Raw genomic sequence first — 26284 nt, 5'->3', positions numbered from 1 at the left:
GCCGCGTTGCATATTGTTGCCTGAAGGAGATAATCCTATGTCTGCATTCGAGATTTCCCGCCGCAACCTTTTTCTCGCGTCAAGTGCCATGGCCGGGGGATTGGCAATGTCACAGATGATTTCTGACATTGCGGAGGCGGCTGTTCCACAATCGGAGATCAAGTCTCCCGGCTTCAAACGCTTCAAGCTGGGCGATTTCGAAATCACCACTTTGCTTGACGGGCTTCGCCCCGGCGATGGTCCGTTTCCAACCTTCGGTGCCAATCAGAGCCAGGAGGCAGTCGCCGAGCTGATGCGCGCCAATTTCCTGCCGGAAACGAAATTCGTTAACGGCTTCACCCCGGTCCTGATCAATACCGGATCTGAGCTGGTGCTCGTCGACACAGGCTTTGGTGCTGGCGGCCGCGAGAATGGCCTTGGTCAGCTTGAAGCGAATATGAAAGACGCGGGCTATACGCCTGATCAGGTGACGCTTGTTGTCATCACCCACATGCACGGCGACCACATCGGTGGCCTGATGAATGGCGAAACACCCGGCTTTGCCAATGCGCGCTATGTCGGCGGGCAGATCGAATATGACTTCTGGACCGACGCCGCACGTGCGGGTACTCCGGCCGAAACCAACGCCAAGGGTGTCAACGCCAAGGTCAAGCCGCTTGCCGAAAAGTTCACCTTCATCAAGGCGGGCGATGCGGTGGTCCCTGGCATCACCAGCGAAGCGGCCTACGGCCATACGCCTGGCCACATGATTTTCCACGTCGAATCGGCCGGCAAGCATCTTGTCTTGACCGCTGACACGGCCAATCATTATGTCGCCTCGTTGCAGCGGCCCGATTGGGAAGTTGCCTTCGACACCGACAAGGCCATGGGCGCGGCAACACGCAAGAAGGTGTTCGACATGATAGCGGCCGACAAGGTACCGTTCATTGGCTACCACATGCCTTTCCCTGGCGTGGGTTTTGTCGAAAAGCAGGAAACGGGCTATCGATTCGTGCCGGCAACCTATCAATTCGACGTTTGATCGAATTGGCCCGTAAGTGCAGTTCCGGCGCGCTTGCGCCGGATATTGCTACAATATTATGCGCCTGGATGACGTTGGAATGCCAGTAATTGCGTTTTGATCTTTTCAAACCGACATATCCATGTTACCAGCCCGTGCCAATTCACTTGAACAGAACTTGATCGGCGCCCACCACCGTGGTGCGCCCTTTAGTCGTATTACCCGTATTGCAAGGAAATTGGTCATGGCAAAAATCGTTGAATCCGCGACAGGCGCACTCGCACTGACATTTGATGATGTCCTGCTCCAGCCAGGTCATTCCGAGGTTATGCCCGGCCAGACCGATATTCGCACCCGCATCGCTCCCGATATCGAACTCAACCTGCCGTTGCTATCAGCGGCGATGGATACAGTTACCGAATCGCGCCTCGCCATCGCCATGGCGCAGGCTGGCGGCATGGGCGTCATCCACCGCAATCTCACACCTGAATTGCAGGCCGAGGAAGTCCGCCAGGTCAAGAAGTTCGAATCCGGCATGGTCGTCAATCCGGTCACCATTGGCCCCGACGCGACACTTGCCGATGCGCAGGCGCTGATGCGCGCCCATGGCATCTCCGGCATTCCCGTGGTCGAAAACTCCGGTGAGGGCAGCCGCAAGCCGGGCCGCCTTGTCGGCATCCTCACCAACCGCGATGTGCGCTTTGCCTCCGACCCTGCCCAGAAAATCTACGAGCTGATGACGCGCGAGAACCTGATCACCGTGCGTGAGAACAACGTCCAGCACGAAGAAGCCAAGCGCCTCTTGCATCAACATCGCATCGAAAAACTGCTGGTTGTAGACGACAAGGGTTATTGCGTTGGCCTGATCACGGTCAAGGACATGGAGAAGTCGCGGCTTAATCCGAACGCCGCCAAAGATGCGCAAGGCCGGCTTCGTGTCGCCGCCGCATCCAGCGTCGGCGAAGATGGGTTCGAGCGGGCCGAGCGGCTTATTGCTGCCGGCGTTGACGTTCTCGTCATCGATACCGCCCACGGCCATTCGCAGCGCGTTCTCGATGCTGTTACCCGCGCCAAGAAGATGTCGAATGCCGTGCGTATCATTGCCGGAAATGTCGCAACTGCTGCCGGAACGCAAGCCTTGATCGATGCGGGCGCCGATGCAGTCAAGGTCGGTATTGGACCGGGCTCGATCTGCACCACGCGGATCGTCGCGGGTGTCGGCGTACCGCAGCTTTCTGCAATCATGTCGGCGGTCGAGGCGGCACATAAATCGAATGTGCCGGTCATCGCCGACGGCGGCATCAAATATTCCGGTGATTTCGCCAAGGCGCTTGCCGCAGGTGCGTCCGCTGCCATGGCAGGTTCGGCACTTGCCGGCACGGAGGAAAGCCCCGGCGAGGTCTATCTTTATCAGGGCCGCTCGTTCAAGGCCTATCGCGGCATGGGCTCTGTGGGCGCCATGGCGCGGGGATCGGCTGATCGCTATTTCCAGGCTGAAGTACGCGATGAACTGAAGCTCGTGCCGGAGGGCATCGAAGGCCAGGTCGCCTATAAGGGTCCGGTTTCAGGCGTTTTGCATCAGCTTGCCGGCGGTCTCAGAGCATCCATGGGCTATGTCGGTGCAAAAAATCTGGAAGAATTCCGCGAAAAGGCTACATTCGTCCGCATCACCAATGCAGGGCTGCGGGAGAGCCACACCCATGACGTCACGATCACCCGTGAAAGCCCGAACTATCCGGGCGGCAACTAAAGCAATTCCAGGAAAAGTGGGAACCGGTTTTCCGTCCGGAATTGCGTTAAAATGCTCTGATCCAAAGTGAAGGGCTATGTCTGATACCGCCCTTCGCGATCACTTCTCGGCCATGGCGCGCAACAGCGCCTGGTCGAATTTTCGGCTGCTCAGCGCATGTGAGCAACTCACCGACGCCGAGTTTGCTCAAGAGCGTACCAGCTTCTTCCCATCCATCCAGTTGACGTTGAACCACAACCTTATCGTAGATCATATCTACATGGCCGACATGATCGGCAAAGGCCGGAGGAATATCGACCTCGTCGGGGACATACCCTATCCCAAGGCTTCAGACCTGAAGCAGGCACAGACGGAGTTCGATAGTAGCCTCATCGGCTTCTGTGACGATATGGAGCCCGAAGACCTCGACAGGATCGTATCAATCAGTTGGCGCACTGGCGATACTTCGCAAGAGCCGATCTACCTCTTGCTGTCTCACCTTTTTGTGCACCAGATCCATCACCGCGGGCAGGCGCATGCCATGCTGGCGGGCACCAATGTTCCGCCGCCGCAACTCGACGAATTCTTTCTGAACTACGACAGACCACGACGCCAGGGTGAGCCCTTTACCGAGTAGAGCACCAAATCAGGGAATTATTCTGCGTTCCCGAAGGTCGCGGAAGACACGCATGAACATCTCCTCCGTGTCAACAATCTCATGGAAGCCGGCTCGCCGCAGCCGCGAGCCATCGGCAAAGAAATCATAATCCCAGCCAAAGACCGCATCGCCGAAGCCCCAGGACAACACATCTTTGTAGGGTGTCCTGGCAAGACCATGCTTCTCGATCATGCCGTTCCATAAGTCTTCCTTGTCCGCCATGACGACGTTCAGCGACATCGGTAGCGGCGGCGCGACCTCCAGATCGAAAAACCGCGCAATCTTTGGCCACATCTCGCTCCAGCGGAAAAGATCGCCATTGTTGATGTTGAATGCCTGATTGCCGCACTGCGGGTTCGTCGCGATGAAAACGGTAGCCCGCGCCAATAGCCCGGCATCCGTCATTTCCAGCAGACTGTCATAGGCGCCGGGTTTACCGGGAAAGCGCAGCGGAAGGCCGAGTTCTTTCGACATCGAGGCATAGACGGCGATCACCGAAGCAAGGTTCATGGGATTGCCGAGCGCAAAGCCCACGACGACCGACGGCCGTAGTGCCGACCATGTCCAGCTCTTGCCCTTCTGCAATGCCTCCAAAAAATCCTGCTGATCGATGTTGAATTCCGGTGGCATGTGATTGGCATCGGTCTCGCGTGCCGGTGTCTTGAACGGACCAAGATGTGCGCCATAGACCTTATAGCCCTGCATCAGGCTGATGTGTTCGAGATCGGGCGCGATCGGCTCGATTGCGTTCACTGCATTCATCAGCATGGCGAGGTTTGGCGGCACAAGCTCGGCCCAACCCGTCCGGTCTTGATAGGCCGCGTAAAAGATATGGGTCACGTCGGTGAGATGTGCGAGTTGCTCTTTGGCCTCCGCCGTGTCGAGCAGGTCGACCGCAATGTGGCTGACTTTCCCGGTTGGGACACCGCCGCGGCGCGACAGGCCGATAATTTCCCAGTCGCCCAGTTCGACAAGATGCGAAATCAGATTGCCACCGATGATGCCATTGGCACCAACAACAACTGCTTTTTTGGTCATTTCAAAATCTCCATTTCAGATTCTGAAACAGATATGATCCATTCGCAAAACTTTGCGTAGTGGCAGAAAAATGATAACATTCATAAGCAATTCTTTGAGGTAGTCATGGATAGATTCGCTGCGATGAAGACGTTTGTCCGTGTTGCGGAGCTTGGCACTTTATCCGCAGCGGCGCGCGAACTTGGTCTGACCCAGCCGGCGGTCAGCCAGCAGGTGGCAGCTTTGGAGCGGCATCTGGACGTGCGTCTGTTTCACCGATCTACGCGCCAGCTCGCGCTTACCGAAGCTGGCGAAACCTATTATCAGCATGCACGGCAAATCCTGCAGGCGGTGGACGAGGCGGAAGAGAGCGCTGGCGAACTATCCACGACGCTGCGCGGAAACCTTCGTATTCATGGTCCTGTCGGTTTTGGCCAGATGCATCTTTCACCCATAATCATCGAGTTTCAGCGCCTGCATCCGGACCTTACGATTGAACTTGTCCTCGATGACCGCTTTGCCAATCTGATTGCCGAAGGCGTTGACGTTGCGATCCGCTTCGGCGATCTGAAATCCTCCGATCTCATTGCCCGAAAGCTTGCCACATTCGAACGCATACTCGTGGCTTCGCCGGATTATATCGCTACCCACGGCACCGCCCGGACGCCGGACGAGCTTATCCAGCATCGCTATATCCGGTTCGCATGGTCACCACAGGGCGAATCGATTCCCCTGATCGGCCCTTATGGCGCTCTCGTAGCGCCAATCCGCTCCACGTTCCTCGCCAACAACGCCTTTGTCCTGAATGAAGCACTTTGCGCTGGTCTCGGCATTGGCGGGGCGCAAGTCCCGCTGATCCAGCCACTGCTTGATTCGGGCAGGCTCGTTCGGATTCTTCGCGATTATGCCTATGCGCCGATGGATGTGCACGTGGTCTATGCGACTGCTCGCTTCATGCCGCGCAAGGTTCGCGCCTTCATTGATCATCTGGCAACCGGTCTACAGGCAATACCGGGCTTGCGCACAAATCGCATCCCTGAAAAGAACGTATAAACGAATAACAGGAGGGACCATGTCACAAACCGCAATTTTCTGGCCGATGATCGCGCTGACTTTCCTTATCTATTGTGTCTATGCCGTCCTTATGCTTCGTCGTCGGCAAGCCGTTCTCAGCGGCCAGGCCAACGCAAGGGATTTCAAGCTGCCGTTGAAAGAGCCGGAGGCCAGCGTTGCGACGGTTCGCAACTTGATCAATCTCTACGAATTGCCGATGCTGTTCTATGTCGTCTGCCTGGCGCTCTATGCGGTCAACGGCGCCACGTTGCTTGCCGTTATCATCGCCTGGTGTTTTGTGGCAATGCGTGCGGTCCACACCTGTGTGCACATAACATCCAACCGGCTTGCCTTTCGCCAGCCGATCTTCGTCCTCGGCTTTATCCTAAACGGGGCGTTGTGGGTCATGCTGGCGTTGCACCTCGCCGTCCCACCCGTCGTCTAGAGCAATTCCAGGAAAAGTGGGAACCGGTTTTCCGTCCGGAATTGCGTAAAGATAGAGGCCTAGAGCAATTCTGGAATTGCTCTAGGCCGCAAGATCGTCCAGTTCATCCGCCGAAATCATCAACCGCCGGCCGCAATCGACGATTGTAGCTGCCAGCGCTTCAAAGTCCTCGCGCCGCTCGCTTTGCTTGCGCCAGATCAAGCCGATTTGGCGTGACGGTTCCGGATCGGCAAAAGCGACGATGCGTACGTTATTGCGGCCGGCCTCAGTGCGCACGGCAATCTCGGGGATCAGCGTCAGTCCCATGCCGTGGCTGACCATCTGCAGCAGCGTCGCCATGCTGGTCGCGCCATAATTGACCAATTGGCGTTGCTTGACATTGCTGCACACGGCAAGCGCCTGATCGCGCAGGCAATGACCCTCCTCCAGCAGAAGCAACCGCTCAAGCGCCACATCTTCCTGCGTCATGGGCGAGGTGAGAACGTCGATATCATTGTTCGATGTTGCGATCAGAAAGCGATCGCGAAACAGCGGTTTGGCGACCGTTCCTTCGCCTTCGATCGGTAGGGCCGCGATGATGGCGTCCAGATCGCCGAGGCGCAGATCCTCGACCAGCTTCGAGGTAACGGCTTCTCGCAGCTCGATCGCAAGTTCAGGATAGGCCTCGCGGAGATCCGGGATCAGCAGCGGCAGCAGATAAGGCGCAATCGTCGGAATAATGCCAAGCCGCAGCCGCCCCCTCAAGGTGCCACGCCTCTGTCCCGCAAGTTCCTCAAGCGAGCGAATTTCATCGAGAATGCCGCGTATGCGCGGCAGCAGACGCCTGCCCATCTCCGTAAGCACGACCGTTCGCCGTGTCCGCTCGAACAGCGTGGCTCCGAGGAGCAGTTCCATTTCCGCGATCTGCGCCGAGAGGGCAGGCTGGGATATGCGTGCCATCTCCGCAGCTTTGCGGAAATGCAGCGTGTTGGCGAGAATGTCGAAATAGCGCATTTGGCGAACTGAAAACATGATAAGTAAATCCTATCAATAATCATTCTAAAATCAATTGGAAACTATGATTAGAAAGGTTCTATGGTGTGACTGAGAACGCGGCTGCGCTAGCGCGCCTGCGGTTCCTATTGTCAAAACGAGAGATTCGAGGAGAAGCCAATGGCTGACCGTCCAACATTGACGACAACTGCCGGTGCACCGGTATCCGACAACCAGAATTCCAGAACCGCCGGCGAACGCGGTCCGGTTCTGCTGGACGATTACCAGCTCCTGGAAAAGCTCGCGCATCAGAATCGCGAACGTATCCCTGAGCGTGTCGTTCATGCCAAGGGCTGGGGCGCATTCGGTACACTGAAAATCACCGGCGACATTTCCAAATACACCAAGGCCAAGGCTTTGCAGCCCGGTACCGAGACGCCGTTGCTTCTGCGTTTTTCCACGGTTGCCGGTGAACTTGGTGCAGCCGATGCCGAGCGTGACGTTCGCGGCTTTGCGCTGAAGTTCTATACCAGCGAAGGCAATTGGGATCTCGTCGGCAACAACACGCCGGTCTTTTTCGTCCGCGATCCGCTGAAGTTCCCCGATTTCATCCACACGCAGAAGCGTCATCCGCGCACCAATATGCGTTCCACCACAGCAATGTGGGATTTCTGGTCACTGTCGCCGGAAAGCCTGCATCAGGTCACGATTCTCATGTCGGACCGCGGCCTGCCTGTCGCCCCGATGTACATGAACGGCTACGGTTCACACACCTATTCGTTCTGGAACGATGCCGGCGAGCGTTTCTGGGTGAAGTTCCACTTCAAGACGCAGCAGGGCCACAAGTTCTACACCAATGCCGAGGCCGAAACTCTTATCGGCAAGTCGCGCGAAACCTATCAGGAAGAGCTGTTCGGCGGCATCGAACGCGGCGAATTCCCGAAATGGACTGTCCAGGTCCAGATCATGACCGAGACCCAGGCGGAACAAACCTCATACAATCCGTTCGACCTGACGAAGGTTTGGCCGCACGGTGAATTCCCGCCGCTCGAAATCGGTGTCATGGAACTCAACCGCAACGCCGACAACTATTTCGCCGAGATCGAGCAGGCCGCGTTTTCGCCTTCCAATGTCGTGCCCGGCATCGGTCATTCGCCGGACAAGATGTTGCAAGCCCGCGTCTTCTCCTATGCGGATGCGCATCGCTATCGCCTCGGCACGCATTATGAAGCGCTCCCCGTCAACCAGCCGAAATGCCCGGTCCATAACTACCACAAGGATGGCCAGATGAATTTCTTCGGCCAGAAGTCCGGCAATGTCGACGCCTATTACGAGCCGAACAGCTTCTCCGGCGCTGTCGAACAGCCTTCGGCAAAAGAGCCGCCGTTGAAGCTTTCGGGTGATGCGGACCGCTACAACCACCGTATCGGCAATGACGATTACGGCCAGGTGACGGCCTTGTTCAACCTGTTCGACGCCGGTCAGCGCTCGCGCCTGTTCTCCAACATCGCCGCGGCGATGGATGGCGTGCCGGGGGCAATCATCGAACGGCAGCTTGTCCATTTCCAGCGTGTTCATCCTGAGTATGAGGCTGGCGTGCGTGCGGCATTGAAGGAAGCACACGGTTACGAGGCGAGCACTATCTCGCAGGAAGAAAAAGGCGTCGCTGCCGAGTAAATACTCGACGTTCCTTACCCTCCCCCTTGTGGGGAGGGGCGGAGCAAAGCGACGGGAGGGGTCTTTCTTTTTTCTGACCTATAAACCCCTCCCTGCTGCAAACGCAGCCTCCCTCCCCACAAGGGGGAGGGTAGAAGCGGCACCGTTAGCGCTATTCCCAACGATCAGAAAGCCGGGGCTTCATGCTCCGGCTTTCTTTTCTTGCCGAGCCCATGTATGCGACACTCTTGATAAGAAAAAGGAATGCATATGCGACTTGGTGGACGCCTGCAGGCGGCAATCGAAGTTCTGGACGATATTGAAAATCGCAAGCGGCCGGCTTCCGACGCCTTGAAGGATTGGGGATTATCGCATCGCTTTGCCGGTGCGGGTGATCGCGCGGTCATCGGCAATATCGTCTATGATGCTCTCAGGCGGAAACTGTCGCTTGCCTGGCGCATGGATAGCGATGCAGCGCGTCATATAGCCTTTGGTGTTCTGCTTTCCGATGCGGAACTCGACATCGAGGATATCAATGTCGCTCTCGAAGGCGATAAATTCGCGCCAGAACCGCTGGAAGCCGAACGCCTGGCGGTCTGGGCAGACCGCGATCTCAATTCTGCGCCGGATCATATTCGCGCCGATGTCCCGGAATGGTGCATTCCGCATTTCCAGGCGATCTTTGGCGACAGATGGGTCGATGAAGCGGCAGCTCTCAGCGACCGCCCGCCGGTCGACCTGCGGGTCAATACGCTCAAAGCCGATCGCGACAAGGTCTTGAAGGAACTCGCGCGTGCTGGTGCGAATCCGGCACCATTGCTGGAAACTGCCGTACGCGTCCCGCCCTTGCGCGCCATGGGCCGTCACCCGAACGTTCAGGCGGAACCCGCCTTCCAGCGCGGCCTGTTCGAAGTACAGGATCTGGGCTCGCAGCTCGCGGCGAAACTCAGTAACGCCAAAGCCGGCGAACAGGTGCTTGATTACTGCGCCGGGGCGGGGGGCAAGACCTTGGCGCTTGCGGCAGAGATGGGCAACAAGGGGCAGATCCATGCCTATGATGCCGAGCGCGCCCGCCTTGCGCCCATTTTCGACCGGCTGAAACGGGCAGGGGTGCGCAATGCGCAGGCCCATGCCAACGTTGGCGATCTTGCCCCGCTCGAGGGCCAGATGGATATGGTTCTGGTCGATGCGCCTTGCACGGGTTCAGGCACATGGCGGCGCAGGCCCGACGCGAAGTGGCGCCTCAGCGAGCAGCAGCTCGAGCGCCGCGAAGTGGAGCAACGCGAGGTTTTGGACGCGGCGAAGGCTTACGTGAAACCGGGCGGGCGGCTCGTCTACATAACCTGTTCGCTGTTCGCGCCTGAAAACGGCGACCAGGTCGCAGCGTTTCTTGATGCCAACAGCGAATACAGTGCCGTCGATACGCAGCCTTTATGGCAGGAGGCGGTCTCCAAAGAGTCGGGATTGAAGCCGCTGTTTAGAGACGGGACAACCATCCTTTCCCCATTATCCACGTCAACCGATGGCTTCTTCATTTCAGTTCTCAGGCGAGAAAAATAAAGCTACAAACGGGCTGCGACTTTCGTTGAAGAGAGGATATGCATGTCCCGTTCCCAAGCGCTTCTGCTGTTTCTCGTATTGGTTATCGGCGGCGGTCTCGCCATTGGCTACATCACTCTTCCCGGCGAATGGTACGCCGGTCTCGTCAAACCTTCCTTCAATCCGCCGAACTGGATTTTTGCTCCGGTATGGACAACCCTCTACATCCTGATAGCCATCGCCGGGTGGCGGGTGTGGGATCGTGGATTGAGCGTGCCCCAGGAGTTCTGGTGGGTGCAACTGGCGCTGAACTTTCTCTGGTCGCCGGCATTTTTCGGCTTCCAGCAGATGGGTCTTGCGCTCATCGTCATCGTACTACTACTGATAACCATCATCGGCTTCATCAAGGTGACATGGAGTTCTGAACCGGCATCGGCACTTTTGTTCGTGCCATACCTGTTGTGGGTGGCGTTCGCGGCGCTTCTCAATCTGTCGCTTTGGAGGCTCAATGCAGGCTGATGTGTTCAAGGATGTAACAATGATCGGCGGGAAAAATGTCCTCTTTGTCATGGCCGTCGACGCGGAATACGGGCCGCATCTGCAACGGCTTTTCACACCGCTGATCACCGGCGTCGGTCCGGTGGAGGCAGCGGTAAGCGTGTCGGCAACGCTGGCGAGCCTTGCGGCAAATGGCGCGCTGCCAGACCTTGTCGTGTCGCTTGGATCGGCTGGTTCGCGCACGCTCGAACAGACGGAAGTGTACCAGGTCACCAGCGTTTCGTACCGCGACATGGATGCTTCCGCGCTTGGGTTCAAAAAAGGCGCAACGCCCTTTCTGAATTTGCCGATTGTGGTCCCGCTTGGCTATCGCATACCCGGTGTGAAGGAGGCTTCGCTATCGACCGGCGCCAACATCGTCTCCGGCAACGCCTACGATCAGATCGATGCGGACATGGTAGAGATGGAAACCTTCGCCGTGCTGCGCGCATGCCAGCGCTTCGAGCTGCCGCTCATCGGACTGCGCGGCATTTCCGACGGTTCGGCGGACCTTCGTCATGTGGATGACTGGAAGGAATATCTGCACGTCATCGACGAGAAGCTGGCGGTGGCAGTCGAGGCGATGGCTGCAGCGATCGAGGCTGGAACGTTGAATATTTGATCTCTGCCACCATTTCTTGAATCAGAATTGCAACTGCTTCACCCATCCTGTGAACGATCGGAATCACTTTTGTCGCGGGTGCCAGTAACCCATTGCACCGACTCGACATTTGCTTTAAAGGCCCGCCATGAACACACCCACTCATCCAGATACAGTCCTCATCGTCGATTTCGGCAGTCAGGTGACACAGCTGATTGCTCGGCGCGTGCGTGAAGCCGGCGTCTATTCCGAGATCGTTCCCTTCCAGTCCGCAGGCGAAGCCTTCCACCGCATCAATCCGAAAGCAGTCATCCTCTCGGGCAGTCCGCACTCCACGGTCGATATCGGCAGTCCGCGCGCGCCGCAGGAAGTCTTCGACGCCAATATCCCGATTCTCGGTATCTGCTATGGCGAGCAGACCATGTGCGCCCAGCTCGGCGGCAAGGTCGAGGCTGGGCATCACCGCGAATTCGGCCGTGCCTTTCTCGACATTCAGGAAGAATGCGCGCTGTTCGACGGCGTCTGGGCCAAGGGCACACGCCATCAGGTGTGGATGAGCCATGGCGACAAGGTTATGGAGATACCCGATGGCTTCAAGGTCGTCGGCACTTCCACGGGCGCGCCCTTCGCGGCGATCGCCAACGAGGCCAAAAAATACTACGCCGTGCAGTTCCACCCGGAAGTGGTGCACACGCCGGATGGGGCGAAGCTTCTGGAAAACTTCGTCCATCGCATTGCCGGAATTGAAGGCGACTGGTCGATGTCGGCCTACCGCGAAAAAGCGGTTGATCTCATCCGCAAGCAGGTCGGCGACAAGAAGGTTATCTGTGCGTTGTCCGGCGGTGTAGACTCGTCCGTTGCCGCCTTGCTGATCCATGAAGCAGTTGGCGACCAGCTGACTTGTATCCTCGTCGATCATGGCCTGATGCGTAAGAACGAAGCCGCCGATGTCGTCCAGATGTTCCGCGAGCACTACAATCTGCCATTGATTCTCGTAAACGCGCAGGATCGTTTCATCAACGCGCTCGAGGGCGAAGCCGACCCCGAGAAGAAGCGCAAGACGATTGGTAGGCTTTTCATCGAAGTCTTTGAAGAGGAAGCCAAAAAGCTCGGTGGCGCTGATTTCCTCGCACAGGGCACGCTTTATCCCGACGTGATCGAAAGCGTGTCGTTCACCGGCGGTCCGTCGGTGACGATCAAGTCCCATCACAATGTCGGTGGGCTTCCCGAACGTATGAACATGAAGCTGGTCGAGCCCCTGCGCGAGCTCTTCAAGGATGAAGTGCGGGTGCTCGGCAAGGAGCTTGGCTTGCCGGAGCATTTCATCGGCCGTCATCCCTTCCCGGGACCGGGTCTCGCGATACGCTGCCCGGGCGGCATCACGCGTGAGAAGCTGGAAATCCTGCGCGAGGCCGACGCGGTTTATCTCGACGAGATCCGCAAGGCCGGTCTCTACGATGTCATCTGGCAGGCTTTCGCCGTGCTCCTCCCGGTGCAGACCGTAGGCGTCATGGGCGATGGCCGTACCTACGAGTTTGTCTGCGCCCTGCGCGCTGTGACCTCGGTCGATGGCATGACAGCGGATTTCTACCATTATGACATGAGTTTCCTTGGTCAGGCCGCAACGCGTATCATCAATGAAGTCAAGGGCATCAACCGCGTTGTCTACGACGTCACTTCCAAGCCGCCCGGTACCATCGAGTGGGAGTGAAGCGGGGTACCGTGGAGTAGTATCGGATAGCAGAGGACACTCGAGCGAATCCTAAGCCATCCATACGCCGTCAGGCCCACCCCAACCTTCGCGACTTTGTGGCCTTCAAATATTCGTCGCGCGCTGCTCGAAGAAGTTAACGCGCGCGACCAGTTCTCGGCGTCGATCAAACGTTCGTAGATCGATTACTGCTCCTTCTTGAACAAATCCTGGAAGATGAGCTGGCCCCAAGTGCGGCCGCGTGCGTGCACCAGCGCGCCACCTTCGTTGAGCTTTCCCAGCTTGACGGGTGCGAACCCGAGTTGTTTGGCCAAGGCCGCCACGGGAGCGATCGCGTCCTCGTCGTCGCTCGACAGAAAGACGACCCGATGCCCGCCCTCGACGATCGGATCGGCAGCCAGGGTGGCCGCAACCAGGTGATTGAAACCTTTCACGAGCTTGGCGCCGGTGAACGCCTTCGCGACGAAGGCGGAGGCCGGGAGGCCGTTCAGCTCTTCAGGGACTGGAAACGCGTTCGTCGCGTCGATGACTGTCTTGCCTTCCCAGCTCGGCAGGGCCTTCGCAACCTCGCGATGTTCCCCGAACGGGACCGCCAAGATGATTGTGTCGGCCTCGAGCGCATCCCGCAGCGACTTGGCGACGACCGTGGGTCCAATCGCCCGAGCCTGAGGCGCCAACGCCTCGGGCGGCCGGCGGCTCGCAACAGTCACGTCGATGTTTCTACGGGCGAAGGCGTGGGCGAGGGCCTGGCCAATCTTACCGAATCCTACAATCGCATAGCTCATGATATTTCTCCGATACGTGTTGATATTGATTCCCCGGCCTTCAACGGCGCTGGGTTATCCGTGTGGCGACCTTTGGGTAGAGTCCCGTCGTGAACCATGGACATGCTAGTTCCCGCCGATCAGCCGCCTCCCGCGATCCGGCGCGATTTCAGATGGCCGAGAAGCCGCCGTCGACAGACAATTCCACCCCATTCACGAAGCTCGAATCGTCTGAAGCAAGAAACAGCGCGGCCGCTGCAATTTCCTCAGGACGACCCATCGTTCCCCGCGGGATCAGGGATTCGAACATCTGCTTCGCCTCCTCGGTGAGGACTTGGTCCTGCATCGGTGTGGCGATCGGCCCCGGGTGCAGCACGTTCACCCGGATATTCCTGCCCTTCAGCTCATTGAGCCAACCGCGTGCGAATGCGTGCAACGTCGCCTTGCTCGCCGCATAAACACTGTAACCAGGAAAACCTTTGATCGAAGCAACTGACCCGGTCATGAAGATGGATCCGCCATCGTTGAACAGCGGCAACGCCTTCTGAACCGTAAACAGCGTGCCGCGCGCATTCAGGTTGAAGGCCGCATCGAAGTGCTGCTCGGTAATCTCGCCCAGTGGGAGGGCTTCGCCCATGCCGGCGCTCGCGTACAGGACGTCGATCTTGCCCTTTTCCCGCTTGACTGTATCGAACAGGCGGTCGAGGTCGTCGAGATTGGCCGCGTCGCCGCGCACGCCGGTCACGTTCCGGCCGATCAGCTTGACGGCCTCGTCCAGCGCCTCCTGCCTTCGGCCCGTGATGAAAACATAGGCGCCTTCTTCAACGAACCGCTTGGCGCTCGCCAGCGCCATGCCGCTCGATCCGCCCGTGATGACTGCAACCTTACCTTCAAGCTTTCCCATGACTTCTCCTTTCGTCGTATCGGACAGCGTCTGCCTCCGAGAACCTCGAAATGGGTCCGCCGGCGTCAGTTGTTGAGTGCGGAAACGCGCACATCGGTGGTGCAAAATCGATCCGGCTGGACGATTGACGCCAGCCGCGACGATCGGCGTCCGCCGTTCGGAAATTGGGCCGCGCTCGTCGACATAAGCTATGATGGCGGCCCGCACTGCTGTACGATGCGTTAGATACGGGCTTTGGAAGGCGCACCGGGCGGTGCAGGATTGCACCATGATCGACTGGGATGACATTCGCTATTTTCTTGCCGTGGCGCGCGGAGGCTCAGTGCGGGCTGCCGCCGAGGACCTCGGGGTGTATCACTCGACCGTGCTGCGACGCATCGCACAGCTCGAGGAACACCTCGGGGCGCAGATGTTCGAAAAGCTGCCTTCGGGCTACCGTCTGACGGCTGCGGGCGAGGAGGTCCTCGAGCTCGCGAACCAGATGGAAGTGTCGTCGCACCGGCTGGAGACGCGCGTCTTCGGGCGCGACCAGAGCGTGCGCGGGCTTCTGCGGGTGACGTTGGCTCCGCCCCTAGCGACACACCTGCTCATGCCGGACTTCGCCGATTTCGCGCGTCTGCATCCGGACATCGAGATGGAAATCTTGTCGTCCGGCGATCTGGCAAATCTGACCAACCGAGAGGCCGACGTGGCGATCCGCGTCGTCTACGACCGCAAAACCCTGCCGCTCAACCTTCACGGCCTGAAGGGACCGGAGCTGTTCGGCGCCGTCTACATGTCCTGCGATCGACTAGCCGCATGGCGTGCGGGCGCGCCTGATCCCATCCGGTGGATCGTCATAAGCATTCATGGAATTCCGGATTGGGCCAGCGAGGGCGAGGTTCGCACCACGGGGGTTCCATTCAGGACCACGGACGCCGAGGCGCAGATCGTTGCTGTACGGCAAGGGCTCGGGATCACGACACTGCCGTGCTTCGTCGGAGATGCCGACCCCCTACTGGTGAGGGTGCCGGGCACCGACCTGCACATGTACGGAACGCTCTGGCTTCTCACACAGGGGGAGACACGCAAGACGAAGCGCGTGCGGCTTTTCACGGAGTTCGTATCCCGCAGGCTCGCCGCGTACGCTCCGCTTCTCGCGGGGCTGTCCGTATCGCGCGACTGACGCCGCTCAGCGTATAGGACCACTCAGCATGTGATCCGCCAGGCTGTAGCAGTGGCTCGCCTGATAGGCGTTCCGGCCCCGGTTCATGTGCGTCAGGTTGAACGCCCGGATGGCCCGCAACGCACGGGGCGCCGCGAGGAATTTGCCGATAGAGGTGTAGCCACGGACCCTGATGCCGAAAATATCCTCGCCGCGGGGGAAGAAATAGCCGACGTCTTCCGGCGTCATGACACAGCTCTCAAGGAACGCTTCGTCCACCCGGCCCTGATCGAGTGAGTGGTCGGCGGTGAAATCGGAAAGGTGCACCAGGAATAGCGCGCGGATGCCCTCGCCGTCAGCATAGAGCGAGAAGAGCTCCATCCAGCTCGCATTGACGCGAACGAGCGCCTTGCCCGGAGTCGACGGCAGACAGGAAACCGACCAGTAATACCGCTCGGTCCGGCGCGGGATCGGGATGCAGTCGCGGCCGTAGCGCCCGAGAATCTCCAGGACCTCTTGCGCCTGCGGTCGGGTTAGCAGCTTCTCAAACCGCGCAACGTATCTGAGACGCAGTTCCAGGGACTCCGAGCGCTCGTCGGTGTCGGGCAGGATCGTCTTGTCGTGCATCCAATCGCGCTGCTGCTGGAGATCCAGGAATCGGCGCAGACCAGTGGTGTTTGGGCGGCGAGTCGCGCTCGCTTCGGATACCATGACTGTTGATTACCCACCGAGAACTGCCCCGGCATTTCCGCCGAGAATTGACCCGCTTTTATGTATGTTCCGGTCTGGGGTGGTGGTCAAGCTCCTGTTTCTCTCCAAACGCGCGTTGGGCGGCAGGCGACCCTGGATCGGCGAGAAAGCGTAGGCTGCCGTCCTCCATGGCGCGGCGGGATGGCGGCGCTGCTGGCACAGGTGTATGATGGCGGTCTAATACTTCGAGATCAGGGAGGACAGCATGACTTCTTGGGAGATCAAGGGACGCGAACTCGTTAATTGCACCTGCGAGTATGGCTGCAACTGTCAATTCAATGCGCTGCCCGACAAGGGCCATTGCCATGCCGTTGCGGGCATCCAGATCGATGAGGGTCATCACGGCGAGACCGTTCTCGATGGCCTCCGGCTTGCTGCAATCTTCAAATGGCCCGGCGCCATCCACGAAGGCAACGGCGAAGCCATCGCTTTCGTCGACGAGAGCGCAACCGACCGGCAGCGGGAGGCGCTGCTGCGCATCATGACCGGCCAGGATACCGATCCGTTCGCGACGATGTTCGCCGTCTACGCCTCAACCGTGACAAAAATGAATGAGCCGGTTTTCACGAAGATCGATCTCGAACTCGATATCGACGGCCGCAGGGGCCGCATATTCGTCAAGGACTATATCGAAACGGCAGGCGAACCGATCCGCAACAAGGTGACCGGTGCGGACTCGCGCGCTCAGATCGTGTTGCCGAACGGTTTCGAATATGCGGTCGCCGAGATCGGCAGCGCTTCGAGCAGCACCACCGGGCCGGTACAGGTGAACATGAAGGACAGCTACGGCCAGTTCGCGCGGCTGCATCTCAACAATCACGGGGTCGTGCGAGCCTGACGCGCCGCATGGACAGCGCGTCGCCACTCGAACGCTTGCTCAGACGCGATCGGCTCATCACGATCGCCGGTCTGGTGGTACTGTGCCTGCTGGCCTGGCTTTATATAGTCGCGGGTGCAGGGCTCGACATGAATGCGTGGGAGATGTCGAGGCTCGCCTTGTTCCCCCACTTGCAAACTGGCGACATGACCTCTGACATGCCCGGCATGGATATGAGCGGGATGGCCATGGAGGCGGAGCCGCGGATCTGGGGGCCACCGATCTGGACGCTGATGATCGCCATGTGGTGGATCATGATGGTCGCCATGATGTCGCCGAGCGCCGTGCCGACTGTCCTTCTCTATGCGCGCGTGCACCGCCATGCGCTCACACAGGGTCAGATCCAGGACAAGCTAGCGCCCACTGGCGTATTTGTGGCAGGCTACCTCCTGGTCTGGCTGGGATTCTCGGTTGTGGCAGCTAGCCTGCATTGGCTGCTCGAACGCGAGGCATTCGTCTCAACGACGATGAGTTCGCAGAGCCGCTGGCTTTCGGGCATCGTCCTAATCGCCGCGGGCCTGTATCAGTTCTCGCCGCTCAAGAACGCCTGCCTGTCGCATTGCCGGGCGCCGACAGCATTCCTTTCCAATCACTGGCGTCCCCACACGCTTGGCGCGCTGCGTTTGGGCGCTCTGCACGGGGCCTTTTGTGTCGGATGCTGTTGGATGCTGATGGCCTTGTTGTTCGTGGGTGGCGTGATGAATTTGGTGTGGATCGCCGCGCTTGCTGTTCTGGTGCTGGTTGAAAAGGTGTTTCCTGCCGGCCAGTGGGTTGGTCGCGCCGCCGGAATCGCCTTGATCGCCTGGGGCAGCGCAACGCTTTTCATCTGATGACCGGAGCCGCCCCGAATGTCGCCTTTCCTGTCCGATGTTTGTTGATCGAACGCGGCACGATGAGCCTGATGTGAAGTCACCGCCTGCTTGACATAACGGGCGCGGAGCGCAATCTGGAGCTCGCTGAAAAGGCCGTGTGCAGCATCGATCCCTCACGTGTTCGAGGATGCCAGCAAGCAGTTTTCAACTCGGCTCCAGCGAAAAGGAGTCGCGCAATGAGTGACCCGACAGACACCGCCAATGTCATCATTCGGCCGCCGATCGCCTGGGCGCTCGCAGTGCTCGCTGGGCTCGTCCTGCAATGGGTCGTGTCTCTGCCGTTCATACCAGCCTCGGTGCCCGCGAGTTGGGTCGGCAGTATGGTGTTCGTTCTCGCGCTGGCGCTGGTCGTCTGGGCGCTCGATACGATCACCAGGGCCGGCTCGAACGTGCCCACCAACATGCCGACCACCACGATCGTCCAGACCGGACCCTACGCCTTCACGCGCAATCCCATCTATCTCGGCATGTTTCTTGGGCTCGTCGGTCTCGCCATTGCCTTTGACAGCCTTTGGCTGCTCGGGGCACTCGTGCTCTTCGCTCTCGTAATTCGCTACGGCGTGGTGGCTCGAGAAGAAGCCTATCTCGAGCGCAAGTTCGACGACGGTTATCGTCACTACCGCGCGCGTGTGCGGCGCTGGCTGTAGCGCCTGGCATCAGATCGATCCCGGGCGGTGCGGCGGCTGCGCAAAGTCGCCCTGGATGCCGGATTCTCCCGGTTTCGTCGCGCGACGGAAACGCCGTTCAATATGGTGTTCGAAGCGCGGCCACTGGAGCCTCGTGCGTCAATATTATCGCACGAGGCTCGAGTGGCGCTGCATCAGTTTAAAAGTGTCTCGCTATGGGCGTGACACTCCCATCCATTTGACCCGCGTATCCAGACAGAACTATCGGCTGCTCTCATATCTTGTGGCTTGCCGTCCATCTTGACGCTCTGCCGAACCGTGTATGCAATGAGCGCAATATCTGGGGAAGGCGTGGATACTTCGACATCTTCGAAGACATAGGATTCGAGGCTCCATTTTCCTTCCTCGGTCATCTTCCCCATTTTCTCTTTCTCGATACGCATAACGCCTTGTGTGCCGGTGACGAGGGCAGTCTTTCCCGAGAGTTCTGAAGTGCGGCGGCCGTCTTTCGCCTTCATCGCGTCCCAATAGGATTTCTCGAGGGCCACGATTTCGTCCTTTGTTGGTATGGCATGAGCGTTCATCACGTCCTCCTACAATGTTGTATCACCGCAAAACGCTCCACATCTGCCTCAAGTTCCTACTCTAGATGTCAACGGCCTCCAACTCTCTCTCGATTTCCTTGCGGCTGCGATTATGTTTGATGATCAGTTCGAGGGCGCGGTTTCTGCTCAGATCATATTTCGTCATAAGGTACTGGACCTCATATTCCTCACTGGACGAGACTTTCGAGCGATCCCGATTATCCTGTTTTGATTTGTCGTCTGCCATTTGAGTACACCTCCATTGGCTGATGTGTGCAAAAACTGTGTTCGGCCATTTTCGTTCCATGTCGATGGGGAGAAGCGTTAACCCGCCTGGTCGATTACGAGGGTAGAAAGAAAAAACTCGCGGAGAGAAGCACAATAAGGATGATTGCAAACGCAACTATTTCAAGAAGCCAGGATCTGTTGTTGCTCATTATCATTTCTCGAGCGGCACTTTCACTGCACGGCCCATTGCTGAAAACCGTATAGTCTACCTTCTCGTGTTCCAGCGCATCTTAATACTCTGGCTTATCATTGAAACGGCCCTCGGGGTTGTCCGTCGGGTTCATGGCTTCAACAAAGCGCGATCCCAGACTTCTGTTCATTTCCCATTCATGTTGGCGACTTATTTTTCAAGGTACGGGGCATGTTGAAAAGGAGGTATCCCGCATGTCACTTAAATCAGGACTTTCTGCGCTTGTTCTTATCGGTGGATTGTTCTCGTTCGGTACGCCAGCCATGGCGTCTCCGATCACCCCTGCGAGTGGATCACCGGAAGTATCAACTCCGGTCGAGCAGGTGGGTTGGCGTTGTGGTCGCGGATGGCACGTGAACCGGTGGGGACGCTGTGTTCCCAACCGAAGAGTTGCGCGGTGCGGCCCCGGCTGGCATGTCAACCGCTACGGAAATTGTGTGCGGAATCGTCCGGTATACCGGGCATGTCCACGCGGATTTCACTTAACGCCACGCGGATTCTGCGTATCTAACTAACAGCATATTCTGCAGCCGGCGTTCTGATGAAGGGCGCCGGCGTTCGCCAGCGATCATCGAATTTCGGGGAACCATATTGTTGTTGATCGGTTCATCCTTTGCAATGAAAGGATGGCGTAATGGACAACAAACCTTCAAAATCTCCGGTCCGTGAAACAACGAACGAAGCGCGCCAGGGTCCACTCGGGAGACCAGTGCTAAACGTACTGATCGTAGCGCTTCTCCTCGCGCTTGTCGCATGGGGCGCCGCCGAGCTTTATGGCGAGCGCGTCGACAACGCGGCAGGCGTTGGAGATAGCGGCAGCGCAGAGCAGAGCGCACCCCCGGCAGCGCCCTCGACAGATCAGCCTGTCACGAACACTCCGGCCGCCCCCAACTCCACGCCTCAAACGGGCTCGGGGGGAGATACTCAAACGAAAAACCCGGCCCCGGCGAATTAGTCCAGGTACGATTGTTGACCGACTGTCGGCGAGACGAAACGATCGCTTCGCTTATGAAGGAATGATCGATGACGAAGGATATAACTGAGATTGCCCGCGCCAGCTATGAAGCCTACGTCGCAAAGGACCGTGCGGCGATAGAGGCGCTGATTGCAGAGGACTTTCACTTCACCAGTCCACTCGACAACCGGATTGATCGCGCCACCTATTTCGCGCGTTGCTGGCCGAATAGCGAGACGGTGGAGAGTTTCGAGTTCATTCACCTCGTGCCCTACGCTGACAAGGTCTTTGTTACTTATGAAGGACGCAACACCGATGGCCATCGGTTTCGCAACACGGAGATCCTGGTAGTGCGCGATGGCCAAATCACCGATGCGGAAGTTTATTTCGGCTGGTCAATTCCGCATGAGGCAAGGCCCGGTGGATTCATTGACAGCACGCAGGCGTGAGCTACTGTCAATGGAACAACCAGCCGAAACCTACCGCAAGTGCAACGCCGATAAGGAACACGGGGCCATAGACATGATATGACCAGTCATTGTGGCGCATCTCTTGCCGCTTCCCCCATGATTGGTGCGTCACGCATTCCGAACCCGTCATTTTGGCCGCCATCGGCAATAAAAGACGCTGCTGTTTGCAGCCAGGTTCCTAAGGTGCTGCCGCACATGCTGCAGTGGATGACCGTCGAGTTCGTTATACCATGGGGTATGTGGAGATAGATTTCTCCGCAATCAGGGCATGAAAGCTTGAAATTGGGTCTCTGGGGCATGTCTGTGCTCCCACCTGGCTGGAGCACATGGGCTCTCAATCGCCGGTATGCCGTTGATTAATCCAGCGACACGGCCATTAAAAAACTCATTTCGGGCTCGCGTCAACTGCCTGTCTTGCAGCGGACCGTTAATCGGGACCAGAATCGGCCGATCGACGGCAACAGATGGCGGAACCACGAAATCGTCTTTCGTGCCGATTTTTGCTTTGAAAGCAACAGGAGTGACGATAATGTTGACACTCTGCTGACCAGCAGGGATTCAATCCCCTCAATCGATATGAGATCATGAAGAGTTCGCATAGACGCGTCGTTGTTACCTCGCCTTTCTTCGATGAAGAGGCGCACGCCTACCTTAAACAGCATGGGTGCGAGGTCGAGATCGTCCAATGGCAAAAAGGTCAGGGCGATGGCAGCTTGGCAACGCCGCAATTGGCCAGCCTGCTTGAAGGCGCATCCGGCTGGATCGTCGGTCAGGCTTATGTCACACGCGAACTGCTGACCGCTCTGCCGGATCTGCAGGTTCTGGCGCGGCGCGGGGTGGGTTATGACCGGGTCGATGTCAATGCTGTCAGAGACCTCGGCCGTGTCCTCACCATCGGCGCGGGCGGAAACGACGCTTCGGTCGCCGACCACACCATCGGATTGATGCTTGCCGTCGCCCGTCGCCTGCGCGAATCGCAAAACCGCATGCTGACGGGCAACTGGTCCATTCTGACAAGCTCCGACCTCTCCGGAAAAACCGTCGGCATCATCGGCCTTGGCCGTATAGGCAAGAGCCTCGTGCAACGCCTGAAGGGTTTTGAAGCGCGCATTCTTGTCTGCCATCCGCGTCCTGACCGGGAATATGGCGAAGCCAATGGCATCACCTATGTCGATATGCAGACGCTGCTCCGGCAGAGCGATGTCGTCAGTGTGCACGCTCCCTTGTCCCCGGAAACGCGGTTTCTCATCGATAGTGCCGCGCTTGCGCTCATGAAGCCTACCGCCATTTTGATCAACACCGCGCGTGGCGGGCTTGTCGATGACCGGGACCTTCTGGCTGCGTTGAAGAGTGGCCGGATCGCCGGCGCAGGGCTGGATGTCTATGTCAGCGAAGGCGATCCCGCCTTCAAGCCGGTTTCGGACGAACTCGTTGCACTGCCCAATGTGATCGCCACGCCGCATTCTGCCGGCTCGTCGGTGGAGGCTCTCGCCCGAACCAACATGATTGCGGCAAAAACTGTCATTTCAGTCTTCGATGGCGAAAAGCTGCCTGCAGCATGTGTCATTGCCGATGGGCGGAAACCCGCAGCAGCAGGGTGACGTGCGAAAGCGACGCTGGTCGACGGGCGGGACTTCTGTATCGAAGACATATATTGTAAACTGCCTTACCGAACACCCATGTCGCGTGGCAGTTCATGCGAAGTCATTTCCGGACAGATTTTGAAACGATATCCCTTGAAAACCATTGCTGCCCCGATCGTTCATCCACCACTTACAGAAAGCGCACGATCAGTCCTGAAAATGATCTCGCGTTCCGGACCGGTCACGAGGCCGCAACTGAGTGCCGCGCTGGCTTTTTCCAAGCCAACAATGTCCGCCGCTGTTGGCGAACTCGAAGCCCACGGACTTGTGGCTTCGAATGGTGTCGCTAGGGGCGCCGTTGGCCGCACCGCGGTGACGTACGGGTTAGGCGCGGAGGCCGGTTTTGCGATTGGCGTCGATTGTGGCACCACCCAGATCCATGCGATGGCGTCGAAGCTCGATGGTCAGAATTTCGTCGAGTTACAGCAGCCGGTTGGCGTTGATGGCGAAAATGCCATGCAGCGGTTCCGGGCAATCGAAACCGCGATCGAATCTCTCTTGTCGCAATGCGGGAAAAGCCATGGGCCGCTGCGGGTTATCGCAATTGCTCTTCCCAATATAATCTCGCAGACACTCGAGCGGCTTCCAGCGCGCGATGATTTTGCGCAGACGCTGCAGAGGCTGCAGGACGCCTACAATGTGCCGATTGTGGTCGAGAACAATGTCAATTGCGCAGCCCTGGCCGAATATCACGAGGGTGCGGCCAAGCATCATTCCTTTGCCATCTATCTGCAGATCGGCGTCAAGGTCGGTGTAGGGATTGTCCTGGATGGCAAGCTGTTTCGCGGGTTTCGCGGCGGTGCGGGCGAGGTCGGGCATTTGCCTTTTCCCTGGTCCGAAACGGAGAAGCCCCGCTTCCAGCACGTTGAAACCTACCTCGGTTCGGTGCAGCTCCTGCAGCGTTGCAAGGAGAGTTGGCCTGCATCTGAGGGCAAACCACCCGTTTCGACCGCTGAACTGTTCTCTCTGGCGCAAACGTCTGACTATGCACGCCGGTGCGTCGAAGGCCATGCCAACGATATCGGCAATCTGGTTGCATCCTGCGTCAGTATACTCGATCCCGAGCTGGTCGTGCTCGGCGGCGGCGTCGGACAGAATGCGATCCTGCTCGAAGGTGTCGACAAGGTCGTGAGGGAGCTTTGCTGGCCGGTGGAGATCAGGGTCAGCGAACTTTCCAACCAGGCGACGGTGCTTGGCGCGATGCGTCTTGGCGTTGATTTCGCCATGGCCGGTTTGCTCGGGGAAGACAGCAGCGCCGCCTTCCTTTACCCGGGGACTTTGCCGGAACCTGTCCCCCAATAAGATACTCAATCAACCGCGAGCTTCGTATCCGTCTGGCGATAACGGAAGTTGCAGACGGGCAGCCCCGCATCCTCGGAGAGCGTGGCGATAATCAGCTGCGCCGGAATGGCCTGCAAGATGGCATCGCCAATACCGGGACTGAACGCGGGTACGTTGATGACGACGAGATTGTCGGCATCGGCCACATCACTGCGACTTGTGATCAGCACCGACGGAATGGCGAAGGCGGCAAGATCTTTGGCAAGCTGCACTTCGCGGCCATCGCCGAAAAGGATGACGCCGCTATCCTTGTCGTTCGGTTCCATCGGGCCATGCAGGAAATTCAGCGTGTCCCAATCCTGGGCCGAAACACGGGCCGCCTCGCGGATCAGCAGCGATATATATCCCGCCGTACCATAGGCGCAGCCTGCACCGACGCAATCGATGGCCTTGCGGTTGCCAAGCATCTTCGCGGCCTTTTCGACCTGCGGTCTGACCGTTTCGAGAACCGATTGCGCGGCCGAAGGCAGCGCCGTCCAATCGGCACCGGAAGGGCGCCCTGCCTTGTCTGCAAGCAATGCCGCCGTCAGCAGCGAGCCAAGATAGCTGGTGGTGTTCGGACCGCTATCGATGCCGCTGTTTGTCGGGATCATGTGGCGAACGACCCTGGAGAGCGGCGTTCCAGCCCCCGTTGCGATACCGTAGGTCGGCTTGTCCGGGCGCACTTCCATCGCCTTCGCTGGCTCGATACTGCGGCCGGAAGCGGAAAATGCGATAAAGGCATCGCCCGCATCGATGGAGGGATCATAGAGATCCGTCGCGGCAAGCGCAAAGGCACGGATACCCTGATTGCGCATCTGCGCCGCCGCAGCGACCGCCGCGTAGAGACTGGCGCCGATGCCTGCGAGTACGATCGTTCCCGATTTCAGCGGCTCAAGATCGATCGTATCCAGCGTCTTGGAAACGCTGGTCAGGCAGGCTTCGAGAGCGGCGGGCTGCAGGGCGATCGCCTCGCGGTAGGGGACTCTGTCGTTCATTTTTCATTCCGTATGCTGATGAGATTATAGGCCGGAAGACGCTATGCCCTCCGGCCTGGGGAACGCGTCAGTCGAGCTTCAGATAGTCGGCGAAGCGGGCCGCGTCGTTGATCGTGATCTTGTCGAGCTTGTTTTCGCCAAGGCCCCATTTGTCGAAGATCTTGCCGTAGGAGCCGTCATCGATCATTGATTGAAGCGTAGCAGCGAGGGCGTCGCGCAACTGGTTACTTTCCTTGCCGACGAGCACGGCCTGGTACCCGACGGCATATTGCGCACCGGGAACGAGTTCGATCTTCTTGTTGCCTTCCGGCTGATGCTGCAGGCTGTAGGCGGCAACGCCGGTCGTATCCATGGAAAGATCGACGCGCCCGCTCTGCAGCGCGATCTTGATCTGGTCGTTGGACGGGAACTGCATGACGTTGAGCGGCTTGTCCGCCGGGCAGAGGCCTTTTTGCTTGTCGAGAAGTTCCAGCGGAATCGAGCCCTGGACCGCGCCGGCATTCAGGCCGCAGGCATCCTTCAGTTTGTGGATGTTCTTCGGGTTGCCCTCGAGCACGATGATGCTGGTGCCTTCAAGCATGTAATTGACGATATCGACGATCTTTTCGCGCTCGGCGAAATCGCCGAAAGCCGACATGCCGATGTCGAAGCGGCCGGCCTGTATGCCTGGAATGATGCTGGCGAACTGCGCCGGCATGTCCGTGAACTTCACGCCAAGACGCGTGCCCATCTCGTCGCGCAGCTCGCGCTCCAGTCCGATGATGGTCTTGTTGTCCTCGCCATAAAAGTCATAGGGCGGCGTTTGCGGTTCGGTTCCGACCTTGATTTCACCTGCGGTCTTGATTTTCTCCGGAAGCATGTCGTGCAGCTTCTGGTCGGTGCCGGCGGCAAAGCCTGCCGTGCCCGCCATGAGGACGGCGAGGGTAGCAAGAGACAGTTTCAACAATCTGGTATTCATGGCATTCCCCTTTTCTTGATGCA

At 58.4% G+C, this 26284-nt stretch carries 28 protein-coding genes; 19 read left to right on the top strand and 9 right to left on the bottom strand.

Annotation, left to right across the window (positions count from 1 at the left end; all coding sequences use genetic code 11):
• Positions 1-37: 37 nt before the first annotated feature.
• The 3 genes from LB462_RS21790 (at position 38) to LB462_RS21780 (ending at position 3366) form a co-directional block, all read left to right on the top strand.
• Positions 38-1021 carry an MBL fold metallo-hydrolase gene (locus LB462_RS21790; RefSeq protein ID WP_224512382.1) on the top strand — a complete coding sequence of 328 codons (984 nt, stop codon included), beginning with the start codon at positions 38-40 and terminating at the stop codon, positions 1019-1021.
• Positions 1022-1244: 223 nt separating this feature from the next.
• Complete coding sequence (gene guaB / locus LB462_RS21785; RefSeq protein ID WP_114428360.1) at positions 1245-2750, top strand: IMP dehydrogenase; 1506 nt, start codon at positions 1245-1247, stop codon at positions 2748-2750.
• Between the two features lie 76 nt (positions 2751-2826).
• A complete protein-coding gene (locus LB462_RS21780; protein WP_224512380.1) occupies positions 2827-3366 on the top strand; it encodes a DinB family protein in 540 nt (179 codons plus the stop codon).
• A 9-nt stretch (positions 3367-3375) separates the two neighbouring features.
• Here the strand turns inward: LB462_RS21780 and LB462_RS21775 are convergent, their stop codons facing one another.
• A complete protein-coding gene (locus LB462_RS21775; protein WP_224512378.1) occupies positions 3376-4425 on the bottom strand; it encodes an SDR family oxidoreductase in 1050 nt (349 codons plus the stop codon).
• Between the two features lie 105 nt (positions 4426-4530).
• Here LB462_RS21775 and LB462_RS21770 point away from each other — a divergent pair, with 105 nt between their 5' ends.
• On the top strand, positions 4531-5457 hold the full coding sequence (locus tag LB462_RS21770; RefSeq protein ID WP_224512376.1) for a LysR family transcriptional regulator: 927 nt from the start codon (positions 4531-4533) through the stop codon (positions 5455-5457).
• A 19-nt stretch (positions 5458-5476) separates the two neighbouring features.
• Positions 5477-5902, top strand: a complete 426-nt coding sequence (locus tag LB462_RS21765; protein ID WP_224512370.1) for an MAPEG family protein — start codon at positions 5477-5479, stop codon at positions 5900-5902.
• A gap of 81 nt (positions 5903-5983) precedes the next feature.
• On the opposite strand, the gene LB462_RS21760 is transcribed toward LB462_RS21765, so the two are convergent.
• The gene (locus LB462_RS21760) at positions 5984-6913 is read right to left on the bottom strand and encodes a hydrogen peroxide-inducible genes activator (RefSeq protein ID WP_224512368.1); all 930 of its coding nucleotides are present in this window, start codon (positions 6911-6913) and stop codon (positions 5984-5986) included.
• A 141-nt stretch (positions 6914-7054) separates the two neighbouring features.
• Between LB462_RS21760 and katA the strand changes: the two genes are divergently transcribed.
• The 5 genes from katA to guaA all read left to right on the top strand — a co-directional run bounded on the left by katA (position 7055) and on the right by guaA (position 12918).
• The gene (gene katA, locus LB462_RS21755) at positions 7055-8551 is read left to right on the top strand and encodes a catalase KatA (protein ID WP_224512366.1); all 1497 of its coding nucleotides are present in this window, start codon (positions 7055-7057) and stop codon (positions 8549-8551) included.
• A 249-nt stretch (positions 8552-8800) separates the two neighbouring features.
• Positions 8801-10090 carry an RsmB/NOP family class I SAM-dependent RNA methyltransferase gene (locus LB462_RS21750; protein ID WP_224512620.1) on the top strand — a complete coding sequence of 430 codons (1290 nt, stop codon included), beginning with the start codon at positions 8801-8803 and terminating at the stop codon, positions 10088-10090.
• A 42-nt stretch (positions 10091-10132) separates the two neighbouring features.
• On the top strand, positions 10133-10588 hold the full coding sequence (locus LB462_RS21745; protein WP_224512364.1) for a TspO/MBR family protein: 456 nt from the start codon (positions 10133-10135) through the stop codon (positions 10586-10588).
• A complete protein-coding gene (locus LB462_RS21740; protein WP_255627149.1) occupies positions 10578-11228 on the top strand; it encodes a 5'-methylthioadenosine/S-adenosylhomocysteine nucleosidase in 651 nt (216 codons plus the stop codon). The genes LB462_RS21745 and LB462_RS21740 overlap by 11 nt, the downstream gene beginning before the upstream one ends.
• A 127-nt stretch (positions 11229-11355) precedes the next feature.
• Positions 11356-12918 carry a glutamine-hydrolyzing GMP synthase gene (gene guaA, locus LB462_RS21735; RefSeq protein ID WP_224512362.1) on the top strand — a complete coding sequence of 521 codons (1563 nt, stop codon included), beginning with the start codon at positions 11356-11358 and terminating at the stop codon, positions 12916-12918.
• Positions 12919-13103: 185 nt separating this feature from the next.
• On the opposite strand, the gene LB462_RS21730 is transcribed toward guaA, so the two are convergent.
• Positions 13104-13703: an NADPH-dependent F420 reductase gene (locus LB462_RS21730; RefSeq protein WP_224512360.1), complete on the bottom strand. Its 600-nt coding sequence runs from the start codon at positions 13701-13703 to the stop codon at positions 13104-13106.
• 148 nt (positions 13704-13851) lie between these two features.
• Positions 13852-14586, bottom strand: coding sequence for an SDR family NAD(P)-dependent oxidoreductase (locus LB462_RS21725; RefSeq protein WP_224512358.1), 735 nt, complete (start codon positions 14584-14586; stop codon positions 13852-13854).
• A gap of 268 nt (positions 14587-14854) precedes the next feature.
• On the opposite strand from LB462_RS21725, the gene LB462_RS21720 reads away from it, so the two are divergent.
• A complete protein-coding gene (locus LB462_RS21720) occupies positions 14855-15751 on the top strand; it encodes a LysR family transcriptional regulator (protein WP_224512356.1) in 897 nt (298 codons plus the stop codon).
• 6 nt (positions 15752-15757) lie between these two features.
• Here the strand turns inward: LB462_RS21720 and LB462_RS21715 are convergent, their stop codons facing one another.
• The gene (locus LB462_RS21715) at positions 15758-16441 is read right to left on the bottom strand and encodes a hypothetical protein (protein ID WP_224512354.1); all 684 of its coding nucleotides are present in this window, start codon (positions 16439-16441) and stop codon (positions 15758-15760) included.
• A gap of 244 nt (positions 16442-16685) precedes the next feature.
• Here LB462_RS21715 and LB462_RS21710 point away from each other — a divergent pair, with 244 nt between their 5' ends.
• The 3 genes from LB462_RS21710 to LB462_RS21700 all read left to right on the top strand — a co-directional run bounded on the left by LB462_RS21710 (position 16686) and on the right by LB462_RS21700 (position 18876).
• A complete protein-coding gene (locus LB462_RS21710; RefSeq protein ID WP_224512353.1) occupies positions 16686-17318 on the top strand; it encodes a DUF1326 domain-containing protein in 633 nt (210 codons plus the stop codon).
• An 8-nt stretch (positions 17319-17326) separates the two neighbouring features.
• Complete coding sequence (locus LB462_RS21705) at positions 17327-18187, top strand: DUF2182 domain-containing protein (protein ID WP_224512351.1); 861 nt, start codon at positions 17327-17329, stop codon at positions 18185-18187.
• A gap of 218 nt (positions 18188-18405) precedes the next feature.
• The gene (locus LB462_RS21700) at positions 18406-18876 is read left to right on the top strand and encodes a methyltransferase family protein (RefSeq protein ID WP_224512349.1); all 471 of its coding nucleotides are present in this window, start codon (positions 18406-18408) and stop codon (positions 18874-18876) included.
• A 173-nt stretch (positions 18877-19049) separates the two neighbouring features.
• Here LB462_RS21700 and LB462_RS21695 read toward each other — a convergent pair whose 3' ends face one another.
• Together LB462_RS21695 and LB462_RS21690 are read right to left on the bottom strand one after the other, a co-directional pair.
• The gene (locus LB462_RS21695; protein ID WP_224512346.1) at positions 19050-19439 is read right to left on the bottom strand and encodes a nuclear transport factor 2 family protein; all 390 of its coding nucleotides are present in this window, start codon (positions 19437-19439) and stop codon (positions 19050-19052) included.
• A gap of 61 nt (positions 19440-19500) precedes the next feature.
• Positions 19501-19686 (bottom strand): DUF3606 domain-containing protein, encoded by a 186-nt coding sequence (locus LB462_RS21690; RefSeq protein ID WP_112525846.1) that lies wholly within the window; start codon positions 19684-19686, stop codon positions 19501-19503.
• Positions 19687-20009: 323 nt separating this feature from the next.
• Between LB462_RS21690 and LB462_RS31595 the strand changes: the two genes are divergently transcribed.
• The 5 genes from LB462_RS31595 to LB462_RS21670 all read left to right on the top strand — a co-directional run bounded on the left by LB462_RS31595 (position 20010) and on the right by LB462_RS21670 (position 24287).
• Positions 20010-20432, top strand: a complete 423-nt coding sequence (locus LB462_RS31595) for a GCG_CRPN prefix-to-repeats domain-containing protein (protein ID WP_370637259.1) — start codon at positions 20010-20012, stop codon at positions 20430-20432.
• A 119-nt stretch (positions 20433-20551) separates the two neighbouring features.
• The gene (locus tag LB462_RS21685; protein ID WP_224512344.1) at positions 20552-20872 is read left to right on the top strand and encodes a hypothetical protein; all 321 of its coding nucleotides are present in this window, start codon (positions 20552-20554) and stop codon (positions 20870-20872) included.
• A 68-nt stretch (positions 20873-20940) separates the two neighbouring features.
• Positions 20941-21321 (top strand): nuclear transport factor 2 family protein, encoded by a 381-nt coding sequence (locus LB462_RS21680; RefSeq protein WP_224512342.1) that lies wholly within the window; start codon positions 20941-20943, stop codon positions 21319-21321.
• Between the two features lie 605 nt (positions 21322-21926).
• Positions 21927-22943, top strand: coding sequence for a phosphoglycerate dehydrogenase (locus LB462_RS21675; protein ID WP_224512340.1), 1017 nt, complete (start codon positions 21927-21929; stop codon positions 22941-22943).
• Between the two features lie 78 nt (positions 22944-23021).
• On the top strand, positions 23022-24287 hold the full coding sequence (locus LB462_RS21670) for an ROK family transcriptional regulator (protein ID WP_224512338.1): 1266 nt from the start codon (positions 23022-23024) through the stop codon (positions 24285-24287).
• Positions 24288-24292: 5 nt separating this feature from the next.
• Here LB462_RS21670 and LB462_RS21665 read toward each other — a convergent pair whose 3' ends face one another.
• Both LB462_RS21665 and LB462_RS21660 read right to left on the bottom strand, forming a co-directional pair.
• Entirely contained in the window at positions 24293-25303 is a 1011-nt protein-coding gene (locus LB462_RS21665) for an SIS domain-containing protein (protein ID WP_224512336.1), read from the bottom strand.
• Between the two features lie 67 nt (positions 25304-25370).
• Complete coding sequence (locus LB462_RS21660) at positions 25371-26261, bottom strand: ABC transporter substrate-binding protein (protein ID WP_224512333.1); 891 nt, start codon at positions 26259-26261, stop codon at positions 25371-25373.
• Between the last annotated feature and the right edge of the window lie 23 nt (positions 26262-26284).

Source organism: Phyllobacterium chamaecytisi, assembly GCF_020164455.1.
In the GTDB taxonomy this organism is placed as follows: Bacteria; Pseudomonadota; Alphaproteobacteria; order Rhizobiales; family Rhizobiaceae; genus Phyllobacterium; species Phyllobacterium chamaecytisi.
Note: the sequence above shows the minus strand (reverse complement) of the source record. Positions and strands in the feature narration are given on the sequence as shown.